Raw genomic sequence first — 19,326 nt, 5'->3', positions numbered from 1 at the left:
TGTGGTCGAGAGCCGTGCCCGGCCGTAGTCCTGTGCGAGGAGACTGAAGGCAGCTCCTGCCACGTCAGCGGGATCCCCTCGCATCGGACTCGAGGTACTCGCGGACCACCTCGTCGAAGGAGGAGGCCGCCGACAGCCCGAGGGCTTCCGCCCTTGGCGTGGAGAAGTTCGCCGGCCAACTGCCGACGATGGCCAGGATCCTCTCGTCGGGAACCCAGTCGATGAGGCCGCTGGCCCCGGTCCCGCTCACGCGGTCGAGCGCCTCGGCCATCTCGCGCGGGGTGGTGGAGAGGGCGGGCAGGTTCATGGCGGTGGTGCTGCCCCAGGTCCGGTCGTCGGTGGCGAGCGCGGTCATGATCGCGTCGAGGGTGCGGCGCGGGGAGGACAGGGCGATCGGCGTGGACTCCGGCACCGGACAGGAGGCGCGGATGCCGGCGAGTGGCTCTCGGATGATGCCGGAGATGAAGCTCGACGCCGCGGCGTTGGGCCGTCCGGGGCGCACCGCCACCGTCATGAGCCGCACGCTCCGGCCCCGGATGAAGCCCTTCCTGGTGTAGTCCGCCACCAGTTGCTCGCCGATGAACTTCTGGATGCCGTAGCTGGACTGCGGGCGGGGGAGGGTGTCGTCGTCCACGGGGCCGACCGGACCGATCGCCGGGTCGCTGCCGAACACCGCCAGCGAGCTCGTGAAGAGGAACACCGGCGGCTCCGCCATCGCCCGGCAGCGCTCGAGGAGCAGCCTCAGGGCGTCGAGGTTGGTGCGCATGCCCAGGTCGAAGTCCGCCTCCGCGGCGCCGCTGACGACGCCCGCCAGGTGACACACGAGGTCGGCGTCCGCCATTCCCGGGACCGTCTCGTGGAGTTCGCCGGTCAGCGCCCGCACCCGTGGGTCCGCGGCCAGTTCGGGCGGCGGATCGACGAGGTCGAGGAGGTCCATGGAATCGACGGCCGACGGCGCCTCGCCACCCACCCGGAGGGCGGGCTCTTCGAGCAGTCTCCTGGCCAGGGCGCCGCCCAGGAAGCCGGCCGCCCCGGTGACCGCGACCCGCCAGCCCGTCACGCGCCGCTCTCGTACCCGGCGCCAGGTTCGGCCAGCCCCTCGACGCCGACCTCGCGCTCGGTCGCGGCGCCGTCGGCCCCGTGCTCGGTCCAGCCGACCTGCGCCGCCCCCGTCGTCGCGGTGAACGTCAGCCAGGCACGGTCTCCCGCCGCCTCCCAGGCCAGCCGGAGCGAGCCGTCGACCTCCGACCAGCTGAAGTCCCCTCCGAAGGCGGGGTGCCGGCTGCGTAGGCGCATGAGGGCCTTGAGCGCCGCGACCACGGGACGCTCCATGGCCGCGTCGATCTCGTCCTCGGTGAAGACGTGGCGGTTGATGTCGCGGCCGACCCCGGTCCGCTGGAGCAGCCCCATGTCGTTGGGTCCCGCCAATGCGCCGACGTAGTAGACCTGCGGGACGCCGGGGAGGAAGAACTGGACGGCGCGAGCCGCGAGGTAGCGGGCGTCGTCGCGGCCGAGGGCGTCGTAGTAGGTGCTGTTGACCTGGTAGAGGTCCAGGTTGGACGCCGCGGCCCCGGTGGCCTCCCGGCTCTGGCCGTTGGTCTTGGCGTGGATGGTGGCGACGAGCGCGTCGAGCTCCGCGGCGGTCAGCAATCCCGCCCCGTCGTCGCGGGTCTTGTCAGGGCCCACATCGATGACGCCGATGCCGTCGTGAGTGTCGAGCACCGTGACCGCGTTGGCGGGCCGGACCCGCAGCCACTCGAGCAGGGCGCCGTGGTCGCCGGTGTAGAGGGTGTGCAGGAGCAGCGGCGGGAGGGCAAAGTCGTAGACCCGGTCGACCCGCGAGGCGATCTCGATCTGCGTGCGGTAGTGGGAGTGGATCTCGACGAGGACCTCGAGGCCGCGGTGGTGCGCCTCGGCGGTGAAACGGTCGATGAACGCGAACGTCTCCGGGATCATGAAGCAGGACGTGCCGGCGCGCTTGATGGCGTAGCCCGCAGCGTCGAGCCGGATGAGGCCGACGCCGCTGTGCCCGAGCTGGTCGAGGATGCCCATCAGGTAGCTCCAGCCCGACGGGCTCTCGACGTCGATGTCGATCTGCTGAGGCGTGAACGTGGTCCAGACCAGCCGGTTGGCGCCGGCGATCGGGATGGTCGTGAAGGGCAGGCCCGGGCGGGGGCGGTAGATGGTGAGGAGGTCAGCCTCCGTGGCGCCGTCGGGGAAGACCCTGTCGAAGGTGAGGAAGAGCTCGGCTGCGGGGGAGTCCTCGCCGTGCTCGACGAAGTCGCGGAAGGATGCCGAGCCCGACGACACATGGTTGACGATCACATCCACGCAGGTGGAGAAGCTGCCGCTGATCTCGCGCAGGTCTTCCCACGTGCCCAGCCTCGGGTCGGGCGTGGTGTGGTCGACGGGGTCGAAGCCCGCGTCGGCGCCGTCGTAAGGGGTGAAGAAGGGGAGAAAGTGGATGCCGGTCACGGCATCGCCGAAGACTCTGGCGACGGTGTCGGCGCTTCGCTTCAGGGTGCCGCCGAACCGGTCGGCATAGGTGATGAGCTGGACTCCGTTGGCGATCACTGCATTGCCTCCTCCGGGCTCGCCCGGCGACGAGGAGTGTCGCCGCCGATGCCCTGGCAACAGCATCCCAGCCCCCAGGCCGCTACGTGCCCGAACCTGAGCCACAGTCGGCGTTGTGTCAGGGCTAGGGCAGACGGCGGTGAGGCCGGAGCGTGGCGAGCGCCCAGGACCGAGCCTGGGGTGCACGTAGTGCCTTGTCGGCGAGGATGAGAGGTGGCGGTCGCCCTCAGCTTCGGTGATCCGGTCAAACGGGTGTCGGTCGTCGCTGTCGTCCCCGGCTCCTATCGGCCCCACAGCGGAGTCGCCGACGAGCGACCCTACAAGTCGGCGTGGGATGAACTCTGGGCGATCTCGAGCACGGCAGCCACCAGGTCGGTGAGTCCGGGCTCTTCGATGGGGAAGTGTCCGCACTCCCGGAGCATGACGACTCGGCCAGGCGAGGCGAGTCGCCGCAGGACTCGCATGCTCAGCTCGACGGGTGTCCAGGCGTCCATGCTGGGATGAAGGAGCACCACCGGCGTCCGCATCGCCGCAGGCCGGACGTGCCGGTAGCGCAGGTAGGAGGCAAGGAACCCGAGGGGGACGTCGGCCCCGCCGCCGAGTGGGTCATTCGCGCACAGCTGCGACAGCCCAGGGTTGCAGCTCATCCTGGAGAGGGGCGCCACCCATCGCATCGGGATCATAAACGTCGCGATCGGCCCACGGACCAGGACCGAGAGCGGGCCGCCGAGGATCCCCAGCGGCCCCAAGCGAGTCAGGTGCGCGCGGACGCGCCAGTCGCGCGGATCGAGCAGACAGGTGGCCGCCACCGTCATGACCCGTGTCGACCGTGCGGCAACCTCGTAGGCCAACATTCCGCCGATGCTCGCGCCGAACACAACCAGCGGCCGCCCGTCGAGCTCGGCTTCGACGAGATCGAGCAGGAGTTCCACCCAGTCGTCGTACCGCACGGCATCGGGCCTGGGGGAGGCTGTCCGACCGTAGAGAGGGAGGTCGACGGTGGCGATGTCCAGACCGCGTTCGGCTAGGAGCGCGGCCAGGGGCCAGAGAGCTCCGGCGTGACCGCCCGCGCCGTGGATCACCAGCACCCTGACCGACGAGTCAGGGCGGCGGGCTCTGGCGATGTGGACGTCGTGGCCGCGCCACTGCCACCAGGTCTCCTCCGGATCCAGCCCCGCGGCCGAGTGACGTCCGGGTGGAAGGAACGAGGCGTAGGGGTTGGCCGTCACGATCCGACGGTACCAAGCGGCCGGGGACGTCCAGATCTTCGCCATTGTGGGTCCCCCAACCTGAGGAGCCCCCTGGCGCTACGCGATCCGCTGCATTGACGACCTGGGCCTCATCCTCCGCACCGAGGTCTTCTGGTGCGGTGTTGCATGTCACGACACCAGAGGCGGTCAGTCTGGCGCGGCGATGTCACTGCCCCTGGCGGCTCTCATCCAGCGGCAAGTACGCAGGTCGGGGTCCGCCCTTCAAGGCATGCGGTTCAGAGGCCCGCCTCCCCAGGTCCACAGCCCACTCGCAGTCCTTGAAACGTCGGCGCGGACTTGTCCGCTTATCCCATGTCGGCTTGGCGTGGCTCAGCCCGCCGTGCCGCTGGTTGAGCCGGGCCGCGAGGAGCGAAGCGACGCGCGCCCGCGTCGAAACCAACGCGGGCTTACCAGCGACCTGGGGGCAGGGTCCTCGAACCGGGTGCCAGAGGCTTCGACGCACGCTGCGCCGCTGCGCGGCTTGGCGTGGCTCACCCAGCGGAAGGAGGGGGCACCCAGCGCGGGCGTGGCTCACCCGTCCGCGGGAGTGGGGGTCAGCCCAGGGCGATGTCCAAGGCCCGCCAGTCGACGCCAGCCGGGGCCAGGGACAGGACCGAGGCGAGCAGCCCCTGCCGCGACACTCGCACGGTCGGGTCCTCCGCGTTGACCAGGATGTCGGTGAAGAACCGGTCCGCCGCCGCGACGACGTCGCCGGTGCGGTCCAGCAGCTCGCCGATCGACGCGTCCGCGGAGCCCGCCGGGACCGCCTCCACGGCCGAGCGCAGCTCCACCTCGGCAGGCTCGGTCAGCAGCGCCGCGTCGTAGCCGGCCGCGGTGCCCGCGGGCAGGATCCGCCCGATCCGCACCAGCGTCGCCACGAGCGCCCTCAGGCGCGGATCGGCCTGCGCGGCGTTGAGCTCGGAGAGGACCCGCGCCGCCCGCCCGGGCGCGTCGGCCGCGGGGAGGATGGCCGTCACCAGGTCTGCCGAGGTGCCCTCGTCGCGCAGCAGCTGCGCGAACCGGCCGACGGTGAACTCAAGCGCCGCGTCGACGGCGTCTGCCGCGACATCGATGCCCTGCGCAGCCAGACGCGCCACCGCGTCCTCCAGGCCGGCGCGCACCGTCAGCGACTCCAGGGCGGTGCCCGCGGACTCCCGTAGGATCCGCACCACGCCGAGCGCGGCACGCCGGAGGCCGAACGGGTCCGAGGACCCCGTCGGCTTGGCGCCCAGGGCGAACATCGCGGCCAGCAGGTCGAACCGGTCGGCCAGCGCGAGCAGGGCGCCGGGGACCGACGCGGGCACGGGATCGGCGGAGGTGTGCGGCTGCTCCATCTCGTAGAGCGCGTCCGCCACGGCCTGCGTCTCGCCCTTGCGGACGGCGTACTCGCGGGCGATGAACCCTGCCAGCGAGCTCATCTCCACCACCATCTGCGTGGCGAGGTCGAACTTGGCCAGCTGCCCGGCGCGGGTCAGCGTCGTGCGGTCCTCGCCGTCGAGGCCCACGCGGTCCGCGAGGCTCGCCGCGACATCCGCGATCCTCCGGGCCCTGGTCCCGACGGAGCCCAGGCGCTCCTCGAAGGTCAGCTTGTCCAGGCCGGGGACGAAGCCGTCGACGTCTGCCGCCTCCAGATCCGCGTTCCAGAAGAAAAGGGCGTCCTCGTAGCGGGCCCGGATCACGGACTCGTTGCCGGCGCGCACGGTCTCGTCGTCGCACAGGCCGTTGGCCATGGTGACGAAGTGCGGCGCGAGGGCTCCGTCGCGGAACACCGGCAGGTAGCGCTGGTGCTTGCGCATGACGGCGGTGAGGATCCTCTCGGGCAGCTCCAGGTAGCGCTCGTCGAAGTGCCCCAGCACGCCGCGGGGGTCCTCCACCAGGTTGGTGATCTCGTCTATCACGGCCCCCTCTGCGTCGACGTCGACGGTGCCGCCCACGCCCGCGGCCAGCGCCACGGCCTGCTCGACCACCGAGGCCCGGCGCTCCGCGGTGGACAGCGTGATCGCGCCCGACGAGATGGTGGGCAGCAGCTCGGCGGCCGAGGCCACCTCAACCCAGCCGACGCGGGCGCCGTCGGAGCGCGTGCCCGACTCCTCGCCCGCCACGGCCCGCTGCAGGTAGGTGGTCCGGCCGGCGGTGAGGCCGGAGACGGAGGCGGGCACGACGGTGCTGCCCCAGAGCGCCACCAGCCAGCGGATGGCGCGGGAGAACGACAGCGACGCGTCGTTCCAGCGCATGTTCTTCTCGGCGCGCAGCCCGGAGACGATCTCGGTCAGCGCCTCACCGGCCACGTCCAGCACGTGCCGGCCGGCGACGGTCGCGGCCACGGCCGCATGCTCCTGGCCGCCGATCTCCGCGCGCACCACCTGCGCAGCCTCCACGTTCTGCCCGCGCATGAAGCCCTGGAGGGCCTTGGTGGGGTTGCCGTCGGCGTCGAACGCGGCGGACCACTTCGGCCCCTTGCGCAGCTGCTCGGCGTCGGGTTCCTGGGCGGCCACGGCCTCCACCACGGCGACGATGCGGCGAGGGGTGCCCTCCACGGTGATGGCGCCGTACTCGAGCCGGGTGGCGGCCAGCCTGGCGGTCAGCGCCTCGCGCACCGCCTCGACCGTCTGCGGCACCACGTGCGGGGGCAGCTCCTCCACGCCGATCTCGAAGGCCAGCGTCTGCGGCGCGGTGCCGAGCGCGGCCCGGTCGATGGGCGCGGGGGCCTCCTCGACGGCGGGGGCGGCCTCGCGCAGCAGCGGAAAGCCCAGCTCCTCGCGGCGCTCGATCCACAGGGCGGCGGTGTCGCGCATGAGGCGCCGCATCGTCGCGAACGCCTTCGCGCGCTCCGTGGTGGAGATCGCGCCGCGGGCGTCGAGCACGTTGAACGCGTGGCTGGACTTCAGGATGTAGCCGTGCGCGGGCACCGGCAGCCGGGCCTCGACCATGCGGGTGGCCTCGCCCACGTACGTCTCGTACAGGCGACGGTTGGCCTCCACGTCCGCGTCGTCCAGGTAGTAGCGGCTCATCTCGTACTCCTGCTGCCCGAAGGCCTCGCCGTACGTGACGGGCCGGCCGTCCGAGGCGACGGAGTAGACGATGTCCTTGAAGTGCGTCACGCCCTGCTGCGCCATCAGGATCCGCTCGACGCCGTAGGTCAGCTCCACCGGGACCGGGTCCAGGTTCTGGCCGCCCACCTGCTGGAAGTAGGTGAACTGCGTGATCTCCATGCCGTCCAGCCACACCTCCCAGCCGAGGCCCCACGCGCCGATGGCCGGCTGCTGCCAGTTGTCCTCCACGAAGCGCACGTCGTGCTTCGACAGGTCGATGCCGAGCGCCTCCAGCGAGCCGAGGTACAGCTCCTGCGGGTTGCCGGGCTCAGGCTTGAGGATCACCTGGAACTGGGTGTGCATCTGGAGCCGGTTGGGGTTCTCGCCGTAGCGCGAATCGTCCGGGCGCACCGACGGCTCCACGTAGGCCACGTCCCACGGCTCCGGCCCGAGCACCCGCAGCACCGTGGCCGGGTTCATCGTGCCCGCGCCCACCTCCGTGTTGAACGGCTGCCACGTGAGGCAGCCTTTCGAGGTCCAGTAGTCGGACAGGCGGCGCAGGGCGTCTTGCATGGTCAGCACCCCTGCAGGTTACCGAGTTCTTCGGCTGACCGCCCACCCGGCTTACGGGATGCTGGGCCGGTCCTACGGAGGTGCCAGTCACATGAAGATCCTGATCCCCAGCACGTACAGCGGCCCGGTGCCGGTGGTCGAGGACGCCCAGGTGGTCCTCGTCGACGGCAGGCGCCCGGTCCCGCCCGAGCACCTCGACGCGGAGGTGCTGGTGGTGTGGGGCCAGAGCGACGAGGTGCTGAGGGACGCCGCCCGCCGCATGACCGGGCTCCAGCTCGTCCAGGGCCTGGCCGCCGGCCCGGACAACGTGGTGGCCGCCGGATTCGCCGACGACGTGCGGCTGGCCAGCGGCGTGGGGCTGCACGACGGACCCGTGGCCGAGCACGCGCTGGCGCTCACCCTCTCGCTGGTGAGAATGCTTCCCCTGGCCATGAGCCAGCAGCGGGAGCACGTGTGGGACGACGAGCTGGGCGGCGCCACGCTGGACCGCGGCCACGACGGCCGGGTCATCACCCTGGACGGGGCCAACGTGACCATCTGGGGCTTCGGGTCGATCGCCTCCCGCCTCGCGCCGCTCCTGCGCGCCATGGGCGCCTGGGTCACCGGCGTGGCCCGCTCCGCCGGGCCGCGACACGGGTTCGACGTGGTGGACGAGGACGCGCTCCCCGCCGTGCTCGAGGACACCGACGTGCTGATCATGGTGCTGCCCAAGCATCACAGCACCCACGCGGCCCTCAACGCGGAGCGGCTCGCCCAGCTCAAGCCGTCGGCCCTGGTGGTCAACGTGGGCCGCGGCACCACCGTCGACGAGGACGCCCTCCTCGCAGCCGTCCGGAGCGGCCGGGTGGCGGGGGCTGCGCTGGACGTCACGGCGGTCGAGCCCCTGCCGGAGTCGTCGCCGCTCTGGGACGAGCCCAACGTGCTCATAACCCCGCACGTGGCCAGCGGCCGGCCCCAGCAGGCGGACCAGCTCATCGAGCACAACGTGGCCGCGCTGCGCGGCGACGGGGACCTGCTCAACCTGCTCGCCCGCTGACGCTTTGGCGCCCGCGGCGACGAGGCGTCAGGATTGAGCCATGTCCCAGACCCGCGTCGACCTCACGAAGTTCGCCTGGTTGTCGATCGCGGCCGCGCTCGTCACCATCGGCCTGAAGACCGCCGCCTGGCTGATCACCGGATCCGTGGGCCTGCTGTCCGACGCCGCGGAGTCCGTGGTCAACCTGGTGGCGGCGGTGGTGGCGCTGTTCGCGTTGAGGGTCGCGGCCAGGCCGGCGGACAAGAACCACCACTTCGGGCACTCGAAGGCCGAGTACTTCTCCTCGGCCATCGAGGGCGTCATGATCTTCGTCGCGGCCGTGGTGATCGTCGCGTTCGCCATCGAGCGCCTGATCTTCCCCAGGCCCCTGGAGGAGATCGGGGTGGGCCTGCTCATCACGGTGGGGGCATCGGTGATCAACGGCGCCGTGGCCCTGGTGCTCCTCGGGGCCGGCGCCAAGTACAACTCCATCACACTGCGCGCGGACGGCCACCACCTCATGACCGACGTGATCACCTCCGCGGGCGTGGTGGTCGGCATCGGCCTGGTGTGGATCACCGGCTGGAACTGGCTGGACCCCGTCGTCGCGCTCCTGGTGGGCCTCAACATCCTCTGGACGGGGTGGCGCCTGGTGTCGGAGTCGGCCTCCGGCCTGATGGACGAGTCGCTGCCGAAGGAGGAGAACGCGCGGCTTCGGGGGATCCTCGCCGAGCACGAGAGCGAGGAGATCAAGTTCCACGCCTTCCGCACGCGGATCTCCGGCGCGCGGGCGTTCATGGAGTTCCACATGCTGGTGCCCGGGGCGTGGTCCGTCCAGCGCGGGCACGACGCGATGGAGGACCTCATCGACCTCATCCAGGAGGAGTTCGCGGAGCTCCGCGTCATCGGCCACCTCGAACCCATCGAGGATCCCCGCAGCTACGAGGACATCCACATCGACTGAGCCGGGGCTGCCCGCTAGCCGGCGAGCCGGTGCACGTGCTCGTGGATGATCTCCCAGACCGCCTCGTCGCGCATGGGCCGGAAGTGGCCGGGGGAGTCGAGGTCCACGTTGGTGGCGCCCGCCAGGTGCGAACCGTCCGGGATCACCTGATCCCAGGCCGGCGCGAGCGACACGATCTGCGCGTTGACGGCCACCTCGGCCGAGAGCCTGCGCAGCACCGCGTTGCCGGGCGCGAACAGCCCCAGGGGTGACCGCGACACCAACCGGTGCAGAGGCCTGCCCATCGATGATCCCCCGAAGGGGGTGGCGACGGCGACGAGGCCCAGGGCCACGCCGTCCTCGCCCTGCCGGGTGAGCACCGCCTTCCCGATGAGCCCGCCCTTCGAGTGCGCCACGAGGACCGCGTCGCGGACACCCCGCGCGCGCAGCACCTCCAGGCAGTGGTCCGCCGAGGCGTCGAGGTGGCCGAGGTTCCAGCCGAGCCCCTCGATGAACTCCACCCGGTGCCCGCGGCGGCCCAGCCAGCGGGCGAGCGGGGCCAGGTAGCTCCACGGCTCCAGGATCCCCGGGATCAGTACCACCGTCACCTGGCCGCAGCCCTTGTCCCCGCCGTCGCCCGCCGGCAGGCGCCAGCTGTGGCGCCGCCAGATGGCCTTGGCCATGTCTCGGCCGGCCACCGCCCAGTCCGCCACCTCGTGCCAGGCACGGGCGAGGCGGCCCGACGGGGACAGCGCGCTCACCGGCGGTGTGCCGCCCGGCCGGGGCGGGTGACGATCGTGGAGGCGGCCCCGGCGAGCGCGGGGTAGTCGGCGAGGTAGCGCTCCAGCCAGGACGCGGCGAACGCGTCGGCGTCGACGGTGGGCACCAGCGCCCACACCGAGCCCCCGAACCCCGCCCCGAAGCCGGAGGCGGCCGGCGCCCCCAGCTCGCGCGCGAGCGCCTGCAGGCGGTTGGTCTCGGGGATCTGGTTGCCGAGCGCCTGGTCGGCGGTGCGGTGCGAGAGCTCGGCGGCGCGGCCGAAGGCGTCGATGTCGCCCTTCTGCAGCGCGACGACGGCGTCGGCGATCGCGCGGCGCTCGGTGACGAACGCCGTGAGCCGGTCCGCCAGCCAGTCGTCGTCCTCGGAGACGGCCTCCAGTCCCAGCAGCGCGTCCTCGCTGCTGTCCAGCGCCTCGGCGAGCGTGGCGTCCGAGCGGCCGGTGGCCGAGTTCCACTCCTCGACGAGTTCGCGGGCCAGCTGCGATGCCTCGTTGTAGGCGGTCAGGGCGGCGCCGGTCTTCTCGGCCAGCACGCCCGACACGGCCACGACGAAGGACCATCCCTCGGGCATCGGGACCGACCGCCGCTCCTCGATGGGGCAGAACGTGAACTCCGTCAGCTGCCCCTCGCGGCAGCACAGCATGGCCGTGTGATCCTCCGAGCCGCCGAACGTGCCCACCCCGCGCCGCCCCTCCAGGGACCCGAAGCTCAGCCCGTTCTCCATGGTGGCCAGGTAGCCCGCCAGGTCCACGTCGCCGTCGATGTTGGCCCGCCACTGCGCGCGCTCCCGCAGCCCGTTGTGGTCGATGAGGGCCAGCGCCACCGCCACCACCAGCGCCGACGACGAGCTCATGCCCGAGGCCAACGGCAGGTCCGACTCCACGGACAGCCGCGCCGGGCGCAGCTCCCCGAAGTTGAGGTGCAGCCGGTCCAGGACGGACTGCACGTAGTGGCCCCAGTGCCCGCCGGGCAGGAGCGGGTCAACGCCGGGCCGCAGCTCCAGGCGGCCGGGCAGCGCCGTCGACTCCACGACGATGGCGTCCGTGCCGTCGCCGAGCTCGACGACGACGCCGCGGTCCACCGCGGCCAGCAGGGAGGGGCCGCCGGCGTAGTCCGTGTGCTTGCCCAGGACCTCGAGGCGGCCGGGCACGAACCACTTCACAGGACGGCCTCGCGTCCGCCGAGCGCCTCCACGACCGACGCGATGTCGCCGCGGTTGGACATGTCCAGCACGCCGACGGAGGCGCGCACCACCCGGTAGGGGTCGCCGTCGGTGATGGCCCTGCGCACCGCGTCGGTGATCTCGTACTCGCCGCGGGCGGACGGCTCGATGGCGCGTGCGGCGTCGAAGATGGCCGGCGAGCACAGCCAGCAGTTCATCGAGACCACCGCCTCGTCCCCGAGGCGCTCGACGGTGGCGGCGTCGGGCTTCTCGACGAGCTCCGCGAGGTTGCCCTCGGCGTCCGCGGTGGCCAGCGCGAAGGCGGCGATCCGCTCGGGCGCGATGTTGGAGCCGGCGATCAGAGCGGTGCGCTCGAAGCCCACCAGGGCCGAGCCCGGGACGTCGGCGAGGAGCCGCAGCGCCTCGGCGGGGTAGTAGTTGTCCGAGTTGATCACCAGCACGCGGTCCTCCCCGGCGAAGGCCTCAGCGGCCAGCACGGCGTCGGCCGTGCCGCGGGGCTCCTCCTGCACGGCGTATTCGACGGTGACGCGGCGCTTCTCGGCGGCGTCGTAGTAGTCGCGGATCATCTGGTGCTCCGGGCCGATCACCAGGCACACGTCGGTGAAGCCGGCGTCCGCCAGCGCGGAGATCACGTGGTCGAGGAACGGCCGGCCCACCGAGATCATGGCCTTGACGCCCGCGTCCGCGGCGGCGGCCTGCCCCTCGTCGAGCGTGACGCCCTCGGCGTGGCTGCGCATCCGCGAACCAAGCCCTCGGGCCAGGATGACTGCCTTGTGGGGTGCCTCGACGCTCATGGGGTCAGCGTATTGCGCAGGTCCCGCGGGGCGCGAAGCGGGCGGGCCGGTGGAGCGAATCGCTCACCGGACGTGCTTGGCCGCCGTCGAGAGGATGAGCGCCATGGACACCGCTCCGGGGTCCACCACGCCGACGGAGCGCTCCGCGAGGAGGGCGGCCCGGCCGCGCCTGGCCACCATGTCGACGGTGGCGTCGCGGCCCGCCTCGGCCGCCTCCGCGGCCCTGCGGAGCGCCTCGCCCAGGTCACCGCCGGCGGCCACCACGTCGTCGAACGCGTCCGCGGCGGGGGCCAGGGCGTCCACCATCGTCTTGTCGCCCACCTGGGCGCGGCCGCGCGTGACCACGCCGTTGAGCCCGGCCCGCAGCGCCCGGGAGACGCCGACTGGGGAGACGGTCTCCGGCCAGGCCGCGCCCGCGCGGAGGAAGAACGTGCCGAAGAGTGGTCCGGAGGCGCCGCCCACGGTGCTGACCAGGGTCATGCCGACGAGGCGGAGGGCCTCAGCGGCGGTCCGGGTCTCGGTGAGGTCCAGGGTGAGGGCCGTCTCGGTGCCGCGCCGCATGTTGGTGCCGTGGTCCGCGTCTCCGAGGATGCGGTCCAGGGCGTCCAGCTCCTCCTCGCGGAGCGCGAACTCGCGGGCACAGTCGCGGAGCCACTCGGACACCGCGCCCACTGCTCCTGGCATGACCTTCTCCTCCGTGCAGATTTTCAAAGCCGGCCAATTCTAGGGCCTGCCGGCGGGGCGTCGTCGATGCGGGGACAGCGCTCAGCGGAGGCCGCGGAGGAAGTCCTCGTCGTCGTCCGGGGCGCTCGGGCCGCGACCCAAGGGCTTGGGCCCCTTCGTCGGACGCCCCAGCAGCAGCCAGGCCGCGGGGCCGACGACGGGCAGGCAGATCACCGTGAACGCCCACAGCCAGCGGGGCATGGCGCGCACGCGGTAGCCCCGTGCCTGCGCCACCTCGACGACGCAGTACACGGTCAGCATCACGATCGCGATGATCAGCAGGACCCGGGCCACCCCGCCATCCTACCCGGGCGGGCCGGGGTGGATAGGGTGCGGGAATGGAGCAGTGGATCGACGCCGTGCGCCGCCTCCTCGACGACGGCGAGGGCCTGTGGCTCGCCGACGGCCCCGGCACGCCGCCGGCCGGACACGCCGTCGTGGGCACGTCCGGCTCCACCGGCCGGGCCAAGCGGGTCCTGCTCCCCAGGGCGGCCCTCGCCGCGGCGGCCGACGCGGCCCACGAGCGGCTGGGGTACTCCGCGACCTGGCATCTGGCCTTGTCGCCGCGCTATGTGGCGGGCCTGATGGTGCTGGTGCGCGGGCTTCGGGGCGACGGCGTGAGGGTCGCGGACGCCTCGCTGACCGACCTCGCTCCGGCTCCAGGGCGCAACGCGGTGTCCATCGTCGCCACGCAGCTCTACCGCGCCCTGCAGTCGCCGGCCGTGGCCGCGACGCTGGCCCGGTTCGACGCGGTGCTCGTCGGCGGCTCCGCGCTCGGCCCGGAGCTCAGGGCGCGCGCCGAGGCGGCCGGCATCGCGGTGATCGAGACCTACGGCATGAGCGAGACCTGCGGCGGCGTGGTGTGGGACGGGGTGCCGCTCCCGGGCGTGGGGGTGCGCCTCGGGCCGGACGGCCGGGTGTCGCTGGCCGGCCCCACCACGTTCGCCGGCTACCTCGACGACCCGGCCGGCACCGCCGCGACACTCGTCGACGGCGCGGTCCTCACCCGCGACCGCGGACGCTGGGTTGACGGGCGGCTGGTCATCGACGGCCGCATCGACGACGTGGTGATCAGCGGCGGCGTCAACGTGGACCTGGCCGGGGTGCGGCGGGCCGTCGCGGCCCTCGACCCGGAGACGGAGGTGCTGGCCGTGCCGGACGACGAGTGGGGCGCCCGGGTGGTGCTCTTCGCGCGCACCGGCGAGCTCGGCGCCTGGCGCGACCGGCTCCGCGCCGCGCTCCCGGCGGCGGCCCTGCCGCGGCAACTGGTGGTGCTAGGGGCACTGCCGCGGACCGCCGGTGGCAAGCCGGACCGGGAAAAGCTCCTAGAGTTGCTCCGGTCATGAACGAAACGCTCTCCCTGTGGGTGGCCGGCGCCCGCCCGCGAACGCTGCCCGCCGCCGTCGCCCCCATCCTGGCCGGGTCCGCCAGCGCCGCCGCCCTCGGGCGCCACGACTGGCTCGCCGCGGCGTTGTGCCTGGTCGTCGCGCTGGCCCTGCAGGTGGGCGTCAACTACGCCAACGACTACTCCGACGGCGTGCGCGGCACCGACGACGACCGCGTCGGCCCCACGCGGCTGGTCGCCTCCGGCCTGGCCTCGGCGCGCGCGGTCAAGGCCGCGGCGTTCGGCGCGTTCGCGGTCGCGGGGGTGGTGGGGCTCGTCGTGGTGGCGCTCAGCGGGCAGTGGTGGCTCGTCGCTGTAGGCGCGCTCAGCATCCTGGCCGCCTGGTACTACACCGGCGGCGCCAAGCCCTACGGCTACCTCGGCCTGGGCGAGGTGATGGTGTTCGTGTTCTTCGGGCTGGTGGCCACCGTCGGCACCTGCTTCGTCATCGCGGGCGCGGCGCCCCCGCACGCCTGGCTGGCGGCCACCGCCGTCGGCTCGCTGGCCAGCGCCATCCTGGTGGCCAACAACCTCCGCGACATCGCCACCGACGAGGCCTCCGGCAAGATGACGCTGCCGGTCCGGCTGGGCGACCGGCGCAGCCGGATCTTCTTCGCGGTCCTCGCCGCGGCCGCCGTGGCCGCGACACTCGCGTTCGCCGCGCTCACCACCTGGTGGGCGCTCCTGGGCCTGGCGGGCGCCCCGCTGCTGGTCAGGCCGCTGCGCCTCGTGCTCGGCGGGGCCTCGGGGAGGGCGCTCATCCCCGTCATCGCCTCCACCGGCATGGCCGAGATCGGCATCGCCGCCGGTCTGCTCGCCGGAACGCTGCTGGGATGAGGCTCCACGTCTTCGACGTCGCGCTGCGCGTCCCGTTCAGGGGCCTGACGCGGCGCAGCGGCGTGGTGATGGAGGGGCGCGCCGGGTGGGCCGAGTGGAGCCCGTTCCCCGAGTACGACGACGTCGAATCCTCCGCCTGGCTGCTGGCCGCGCTCGAGGCCGCCGAGGAGGGCTACCCGACGGCGGTCCGGGGCCGCGTCGAGGTCAACGGCATCGTGCCGGCCCTCAACCCCGTCGACGCGGCGGCCCGCGCAGTCGCCTCCCGGTGCCGGACGGTCAAGATCAAGGTCGCGGCCGCGGGGGAGAGGCTGGACGACGACGTGTCGAGGGTCGCGGCCGTGCGCTCGGCGCTGCCGGAGGCCCGGATCCGGGTGGACGCCAACGGGGGATGGTCCCTGACGGCGGCTCGGGAGGCGCTGCGTGAGCTGGCGCCGCTCGGGCTGGAGTACGCGGAGCAGCCGTGCGCCTCCGTCGAGGACCTGGCGGCCCTGCGCGCCATGGACCTCGGCGTGCCGATCGCCGCCGACGAGTCCATCCGGCGCGCCGCCGACCCGCTGCGGGTGCGCGACGCGGGAGCCGCGGACATCGCGGTGCTGAAGGTCCAGCCGCTGGGGGGAGTGCGGGCCTGCCTCGCCCTGGCCGAGGAGCTGGGGATGCCGGTGGTGGTCTCCAGCGCGGTGGAGACCTCGATCGGGCTGCGGGCCGGGCTCGCGCTCGCGGCGGCGCTGCCCGAGCTGCCCTACGCCTGCGGCCTCGAGACGGGGCGCCTGCTGGCGGCAGACCTGGTGTCGCGGCCACTGGTGCCGGTGGCCGGGGGGCTCGTCGTGCGCGACGTGGAGGCCGATCCGGAACTGCTGTCGCGGCACGCGGCGGGTCCCGAGCTGACGCGCTTCTGGTTGGATCGGTGGCAGCGGGTCCGAGGCATCGTGGAGGAGGGGCGTTGAGCAGCGTCGAGCTGGCATCGGTGGTGGTGGACGCCCTCCTCGGGATGGGCGTCACCGACGTGGTGCTGTCGCCCGGGTCGCGCAGCGCCGCGCTTGCCCTGGCCGCGCACCGGGCGGACGGGGCGGGCGCGCTGCGGCTCCACGTGCGCGTCGACGAGCGCGTGGCCGGGTTCACGGCCCTCGGCCTGGCGAAGGAGTCAGGGCGCGCCGTGGCCGTGGTCACCACCTCAGGCACGGCAGTGGCGAACCTCGCCCCGGCCGCGATGGAGGCCCGCGCCGCGGGGGTCCCGCTGGTGCTGGTCACCGCGGACCGGCCCGCCCACCTCGTCGGCACCGGGGCCAACCAGACCACCGACCAGGTGGGGGCGTTCGGGCCGTCCGCGCTGGGCGTGGTCCGGCTGTCGTCGGAGTCGGGCGAGGCCGACGGCTGGGCGGCGGGCGTGCACCGCGCCGTCGTGCTGGCCGAGGGCCGGCGGACCAGGCAGCCGGGGCCCGTCCAGCTCAACGTGGAGTTCGCCCCGCCGCTGGTGGGGGAGTTGCCGGGGTCGCGGCCGCGCGGGCTCGAGGTGGCGCGCTCGGGCGGGCACACCGCCGTCGAGCTCGACGGGCGCCGGACGGTGGTGCTCGTGGGCGACACGACGCCCACCGTCGGGTTGGAGGCGCGCGCGCTGGCCGAGGTGGCAGGTGCGCCGCTGCTGGCGGAGCCGTCGTCGAACGCCCGCAGCGGACCCAACGCGATCGCCGGCTACCGGAACCTGCTCGACGGCGTGGGCGCCGGCATCGAACGCGTGGTGGTGGTCGGGCACCCGACGTTGTCGCGGCCGGTGACGGCGCTGGTGTCGCGGCGGGACGTGGAGGTGGTGGTGGTGAGCCCCACGGCCTCCTGGGTGGACCCGGGGCACAGGGCCGACGTCGTCGCGGACCGGGTGCTGCTGGCGGACCAGGACCCGGCGTGGCTCGAGGCCTGGAGGGCCGCCGACACCGGTCCCGGGCCGGGCGCGGGATTCACGCGACGGCACGTGGCGGACGCGGTGCTGGCCGCGCTGGGCGCCGGCGACGACCTGGTGCTCGGCTCCAGCTCGATCATCCGGGCCGCGGACCTCTCGCCCGTCTCGTCGGCGCCTCCGCGCGTCTTCGCCAACCGTGGGCTGGCAGGGATCGACGGCACGGTGGCCACGGCCACGGGCATCGCGCTGGCCGGCGGCCGCCCCACGACGGTGCTGCTGGGCGACCTCACCCTCCAACACGACCTGGGTGCCCTCGTCCGCCCGGCGCAGGAGCCTCGCGGCCGGCTGCGGATCGTGGTGGCCGACGACGGCGGCGGCTCCATCTTCCACGGGCTCGAGCAGGGCGCGGCGGACTACGCCGAGGCCTTCGAGCGCGTCTTCGGCACCCCGCAGGGCCTGGACCTGGTGGCGGTGGGGGAGGCGTTGGGCTGGCGCGCCGTCGAGGTCGGCAGCGTGGCCGGGCTCGCCGGCGCGCTGGCGGGCGACGCCGAGCTGATCGTGGCCCGCGTGCCCCGTCCCTGAGGCCCGCCTCAGCTCCCGGGGCGGGGCCTCACTCGGTGGGAGGGTGCGCGGCGTCGACGGCGGCGCTCCCGTCCAGCCGCGTCAGCCACTCCCGCACCGCCAGGGTGGCCCGCACGTCGTCCTCGTTGTACTGCAGCACCCGCGTCCGCGCCGCCTCCCGCACCTCGGGCGTGGGGCCGCCGACCGCCTCGCTGAACCAGGACTGCGACGCCAGGCCGCCCGGCTCCTCGTCGCGCCAGGAGAAGCCGGCGCCCCGGGAGGCCACCACCTTCAGGCCCAGGCCGTCGACGCCCACGAAGTTGTCCCTGATGAAGCTGAACAGGTCCACGAAGTGGGTGCGGACCAGGCCGCACACCTCTGCGAGGACCGCGCTGCCGCTGCGCTCGGCGAGCCGCCGCAGATGGACGGTCTCGTAGTCGCTGTAGTGGTAGACCCGCAGGTCCGGGTGGCGCTCCACCATCGCGAGCAGCCACCGGCCGAACTCCTCGGCAAGCTCGAACTCCCTGGACCCGGCCTGGGCCTCGAACCGGGAGAACTCCACGTAGCGCGGGGTCTCGGACCCGTCGTCGCCGGCCACGAGGGCGCCCCACAGGTACACGGTGCCGTCGTCGGCGGTCTCGATGTCGAAGTCCACCTCGACGGGGGCGCGCGGCACCCCGATGGCGTCCACGCTCACCCGCTCCAGCTCGACCCCGTTGGCCAGCATCCGGGCACGCAGGGCCGCCTGCCGGAGGCGCTGCTCGGGCCGGTCCCGGTGCCCGGTGAGGGGAAGGTAGCGGGGGAGCAGCTCGTCGACGTCAGCCTCCGCCAGCTGCGCCACCGTGGTGATGCCGAGGCTCATGAGCGTCTGCAGCTCGCGGACGTCCAGCGGCGCCTTGGAGATGCGCAGCGAGAGGTCGTCGTCGTCGATCCGGGGGCGGCACACCGTCCACCATGAGCACCACTCGCACTCCTTGACCCGGATGGGCCGCACCACCGGCGGCGGGTCGTCGACGCCCGTGCGCTCAGCGGCGCGCTGCGCCACGTACACGCGGAACCCGTGCTCGTGGTCGTAGCGCTCGAGCGCGGAGCGGAACTTGTGGCCGGCGCTGCGCGAGTAGGTGCGGATGAACCTGGCGGTCAGGTCCACCCAGGTGAGGGTGGGCTCGGCGCCCTGGGTCCGGTCGTCCCCCACCACGGCCGCCAGCGGCTCCGCGGAGGCGAACCCGCAGGACTCCAGCAGCCGCCAGTGGTGGGCCAGCTCCAGCAGCGCGCCTTCGCGGTACACGCGGTAGCGCTGATCCGGCAGCGGTTCGCGGCTGCCCACCGAGCCGATCGCGGACCACGCCAGGGTGGTGCCGCCCACCTGCTTCTCGCGCACCCGGTACGGCTTGACCTTCATGGGCCAGTAGCCCGGCGCGCCCGAGGCGGTGTCCGCGCCGCGGATGAGGGCATCGGGCCTGCCGCTGCGGTGCCCGTCGAGGTCCAGCGGCAGGACGCCGCCCACCACCACCGACGCGCCCGCCCCCATCGCGTGGAGACAGGCCTCCTGCCGTTCCTCCCAGGAGGCGCCGTCGCTGTGGAGGGGGCGGAGGTCCACCGCCCCGTCGTTCTCCGCCACCAGCCGGTTCAGCACCGCGTCGCGGAAGTCCGAGCCGCCCTGGAAGGACTCGCGCAGGGACTCGTCCGGCGGGGCGGCGGGCTGCGCCACCGTCGGGTCGAAGGTGTGGAAGGTCTTGACCGGGCAGCTCCGCGCCGCGTAGGCGTCCAGCACGAACCCCGTCAC

The 19,326-nt window shown here is 73.4% G+C and carries 16 protein-coding genes; 6 read left to right on the top strand and 10 right to left on the bottom strand.

Annotation, left to right across the window (positions count from 1 at the left end):
- Nucleotides 1–64 precede the first annotated feature (64 nt).
- The 4 genes from denD to ACX1D3_RS14940 all read right to left on the bottom strand — a co-directional run bounded on the left by denD (nucleotide 65) and on the right by ACX1D3_RS14940 (nucleotide 7,429).
- Complete coding sequence (gene denD / locus ACX1D3_RS14955) at nucleotides 65–1,060, bottom strand: D-erythronate dehydrogenase (protein WP_458994599.1); 996 nt, start codon at nucleotides 1,058–1,060, stop codon at nucleotides 65–67.
- Entirely contained in the window at nucleotides 1,057–2,574 is a 1,518-nt protein-coding gene (gtfA, locus tag ACX1D3_RS14950) for a sucrose phosphorylase (protein WP_458994598.1), read from the bottom strand. Before gtfA ends, denD begins: the two co-directional genes overlap by 4 nt.
- Nucleotides 2,575–2,891: 317 nt before the next feature.
- Nucleotides 2,892–3,803, bottom strand: a complete 912-nt coding sequence (locus ACX1D3_RS14945) for an alpha/beta hydrolase (RefSeq protein WP_458994597.1) — start codon at nucleotides 3,801–3,803, stop codon at nucleotides 2,892–2,894.
- A 575-nt stretch (nucleotides 3,804–4,378) separates the two neighbouring features.
- Nucleotides 4,379–7,429: a glycine--tRNA ligase gene (locus ACX1D3_RS14940; RefSeq protein WP_458996570.1), complete on the bottom strand. Its 3,051-nt coding sequence runs from the start codon at nucleotides 7,427–7,429 to the stop codon at nucleotides 4,379–4,381.
- A 91-nt stretch (nucleotides 7,430–7,520) separates the two neighbouring features.
- On the opposite strand from ACX1D3_RS14940, the gene ACX1D3_RS14935 reads away from it, so the two are divergent.
- The gene (locus tag ACX1D3_RS14935) at nucleotides 7,521–8,465 is read left to right on the top strand and encodes an NAD(P)-dependent oxidoreductase (RefSeq protein WP_458994596.1); all 945 of its coding nucleotides are present in this window, start codon (nucleotides 7,521–7,523) and stop codon (nucleotides 8,463–8,465) included.
- Between the two features lie 40 nt (nucleotides 8,466–8,505).
- On the top strand, nucleotides 8,506–9,408 hold the full coding sequence (locus tag ACX1D3_RS14930; RefSeq protein WP_458994595.1) for a cation diffusion facilitator family transporter: 903 nt from the start codon (nucleotides 8,506–8,508) through the stop codon (nucleotides 9,406–9,408).
- A 14-nt stretch (nucleotides 9,409–9,422) separates the two neighbouring features.
- On the opposite strand, the gene ACX1D3_RS14925 is transcribed toward ACX1D3_RS14930, so the two are convergent.
- The 5 genes from ACX1D3_RS14925 to ACX1D3_RS14905 all read right to left on the bottom strand — a co-directional run bounded on the left by ACX1D3_RS14925 (nucleotide 9,423) and on the right by ACX1D3_RS14905 (nucleotide 13,161).
- Nucleotides 9,423–10,148, bottom strand: a complete 726-nt coding sequence (locus ACX1D3_RS14925) for an alpha/beta hydrolase (protein WP_458994594.1) — start codon at nucleotides 10,146–10,148, stop codon at nucleotides 9,423–9,425.
- A complete protein-coding gene (locus ACX1D3_RS14920; RefSeq protein ID WP_458994593.1) occupies nucleotides 10,145–11,329 on the bottom strand; it encodes a GHMP family kinase ATP-binding protein in 1,185 nt (394 codons plus the stop codon). Before ACX1D3_RS14920 ends, ACX1D3_RS14925 begins: the two co-directional genes overlap by 4 nt.
- Nucleotides 11,326–12,144 (bottom strand): nucleotidyltransferase family protein, encoded by an 819-nt coding sequence (locus ACX1D3_RS14915; RefSeq protein WP_458994592.1) that lies wholly within the window; start codon nucleotides 12,142–12,144, stop codon nucleotides 11,326–11,328. The genes ACX1D3_RS14920 and ACX1D3_RS14915 overlap by 4 nt, the downstream gene beginning before the upstream one ends.
- A 63-nt stretch (nucleotides 12,145–12,207) precedes the next feature.
- Nucleotides 12,208–12,828 (bottom strand): dihydroxyacetone kinase subunit DhaL, encoded by a 621-nt coding sequence (gene dhaL, locus ACX1D3_RS14910; protein ID WP_458994591.1) that lies wholly within the window; start codon nucleotides 12,826–12,828, stop codon nucleotides 12,208–12,210.
- Nucleotides 12,829–12,909: 81 nt separating this feature from the next.
- Complete coding sequence (locus ACX1D3_RS14905) at nucleotides 12,910–13,161, bottom strand: PLD nuclease N-terminal domain-containing protein (RefSeq protein WP_458994590.1); 252 nt, start codon at nucleotides 13,159–13,161, stop codon at nucleotides 12,910–12,912.
- Between the two features lie 44 nt (nucleotides 13,162–13,205).
- On the opposite strand from ACX1D3_RS14905, the gene ACX1D3_RS14900 reads away from it, so the two are divergent.
- Genes ACX1D3_RS14900 through menD form a run of 4 tightly spaced genes read left to right on the top strand, consistent with a single transcriptional unit; the run spans nucleotide 13,206 to nucleotide 17,561 of the window.
- Nucleotides 13,206–14,213: an AMP-binding protein gene (locus tag ACX1D3_RS14900; protein ID WP_458994589.1), complete on the top strand. Its 1,008-nt coding sequence runs from the start codon at nucleotides 13,206–13,208 to the stop codon at nucleotides 14,211–14,213.
- Nucleotides 14,210–15,088, top strand: coding sequence for a 1,4-dihydroxy-2-naphthoate polyprenyltransferase (locus ACX1D3_RS14895; protein WP_458994588.1), 879 nt, complete (start codon nucleotides 14,210–14,212; stop codon nucleotides 15,086–15,088). Before ACX1D3_RS14900 ends, ACX1D3_RS14895 begins: the two co-directional genes overlap by 4 nt.
- Nucleotides 15,085–16,032, top strand: a complete 948-nt coding sequence (locus ACX1D3_RS14890; RefSeq protein ID WP_458994587.1) for an o-succinylbenzoate synthase — start codon at nucleotides 15,085–15,087, stop codon at nucleotides 16,030–16,032. Before ACX1D3_RS14895 ends, ACX1D3_RS14890 begins: the two co-directional genes overlap by 4 nt.
- Nucleotides 16,029–17,561, top strand: coding sequence for a 2-succinyl-5-enolpyruvyl-6-hydroxy-3-cyclohexene-1-carboxylic-acid synthase (menD, locus tag ACX1D3_RS14885; protein WP_458994586.1), 1,533 nt, complete (start codon nucleotides 16,029–16,031; stop codon nucleotides 17,559–17,561). The genes ACX1D3_RS14890 and menD overlap by 4 nt, the downstream gene beginning before the upstream one ends.
- Nucleotides 17,562–17,589: 28 nt before the next feature.
- On the opposite strand, the gene ACX1D3_RS14880 is transcribed toward menD, so the two are convergent.
- Entirely contained in the window at nucleotides 17,590–19,326 is a 1,737-nt protein-coding gene (locus ACX1D3_RS14880) for a TM0106 family RecB-like putative nuclease (protein ID WP_458994585.1), read from the bottom strand.

This window comes from Tessaracoccus yangjingae (assembly GCF_054483935.1).
The sequence above is the reverse complement of the archived record's forward strand: the minus strand, read 5'-3'. Positions and strand labels throughout refer to the sequence as shown.

Excerpts from the sequence above, each read along its gene's own strand:
- ACX1D3_RS14940 (WP_458996570.1), bottom strand. The coding sequence starts at position 7,429 with ATGCAAGACGCCCTGCGCCGCCTGTCCGACTACTGGACCTCGAAAGGC.
- ACX1D3_RS14935 (WP_458994596.1), top strand. The coding sequence starts at position 7,521 with ATGAAGATCCTGATCCCCAGCACGTACAGCGGCCCGGTGCCGGTGGTC.
- ACX1D3_RS14930 (WP_458994595.1), top strand. The coding sequence starts at position 8,506 with ATGTCCCAGACCCGCGTCGACCTCACGAAGTTCGCCTGGTTGTCGATC.
- ACX1D3_RS14915 (WP_458994592.1), bottom strand. The coding sequence starts at position 12,144 with ATGAGCGTCGAGGCACCCCACAAGGCAGTCATCCTGGCCCGAGGGCTT.
- dhaL (WP_458994591.1), bottom strand. The coding sequence starts at position 12,828 with ATGCCAGGAGCAGTGGGCGCGGTGTCCGAGTGGCTCCGCGACTGTGCC.
- ACX1D3_RS14900 (WP_458994589.1), top strand. The coding sequence starts at position 13,206 with ATGGAGCAGTGGATCGACGCCGTGCGCCGCCTCCTCGACGACGGCGAG.
- ACX1D3_RS14895 (WP_458994588.1), top strand. The coding sequence starts at position 14,210 with ATGAACGAAACGCTCTCCCTGTGGGTGGCCGGCGCCCGCCCGCGAACG.
- ACX1D3_RS14890 (WP_458994587.1), top strand. The coding sequence starts at position 15,085 with ATGAGGCTCCACGTCTTCGACGTCGCGCTGCGCGTCCCGTTCAGGGGC.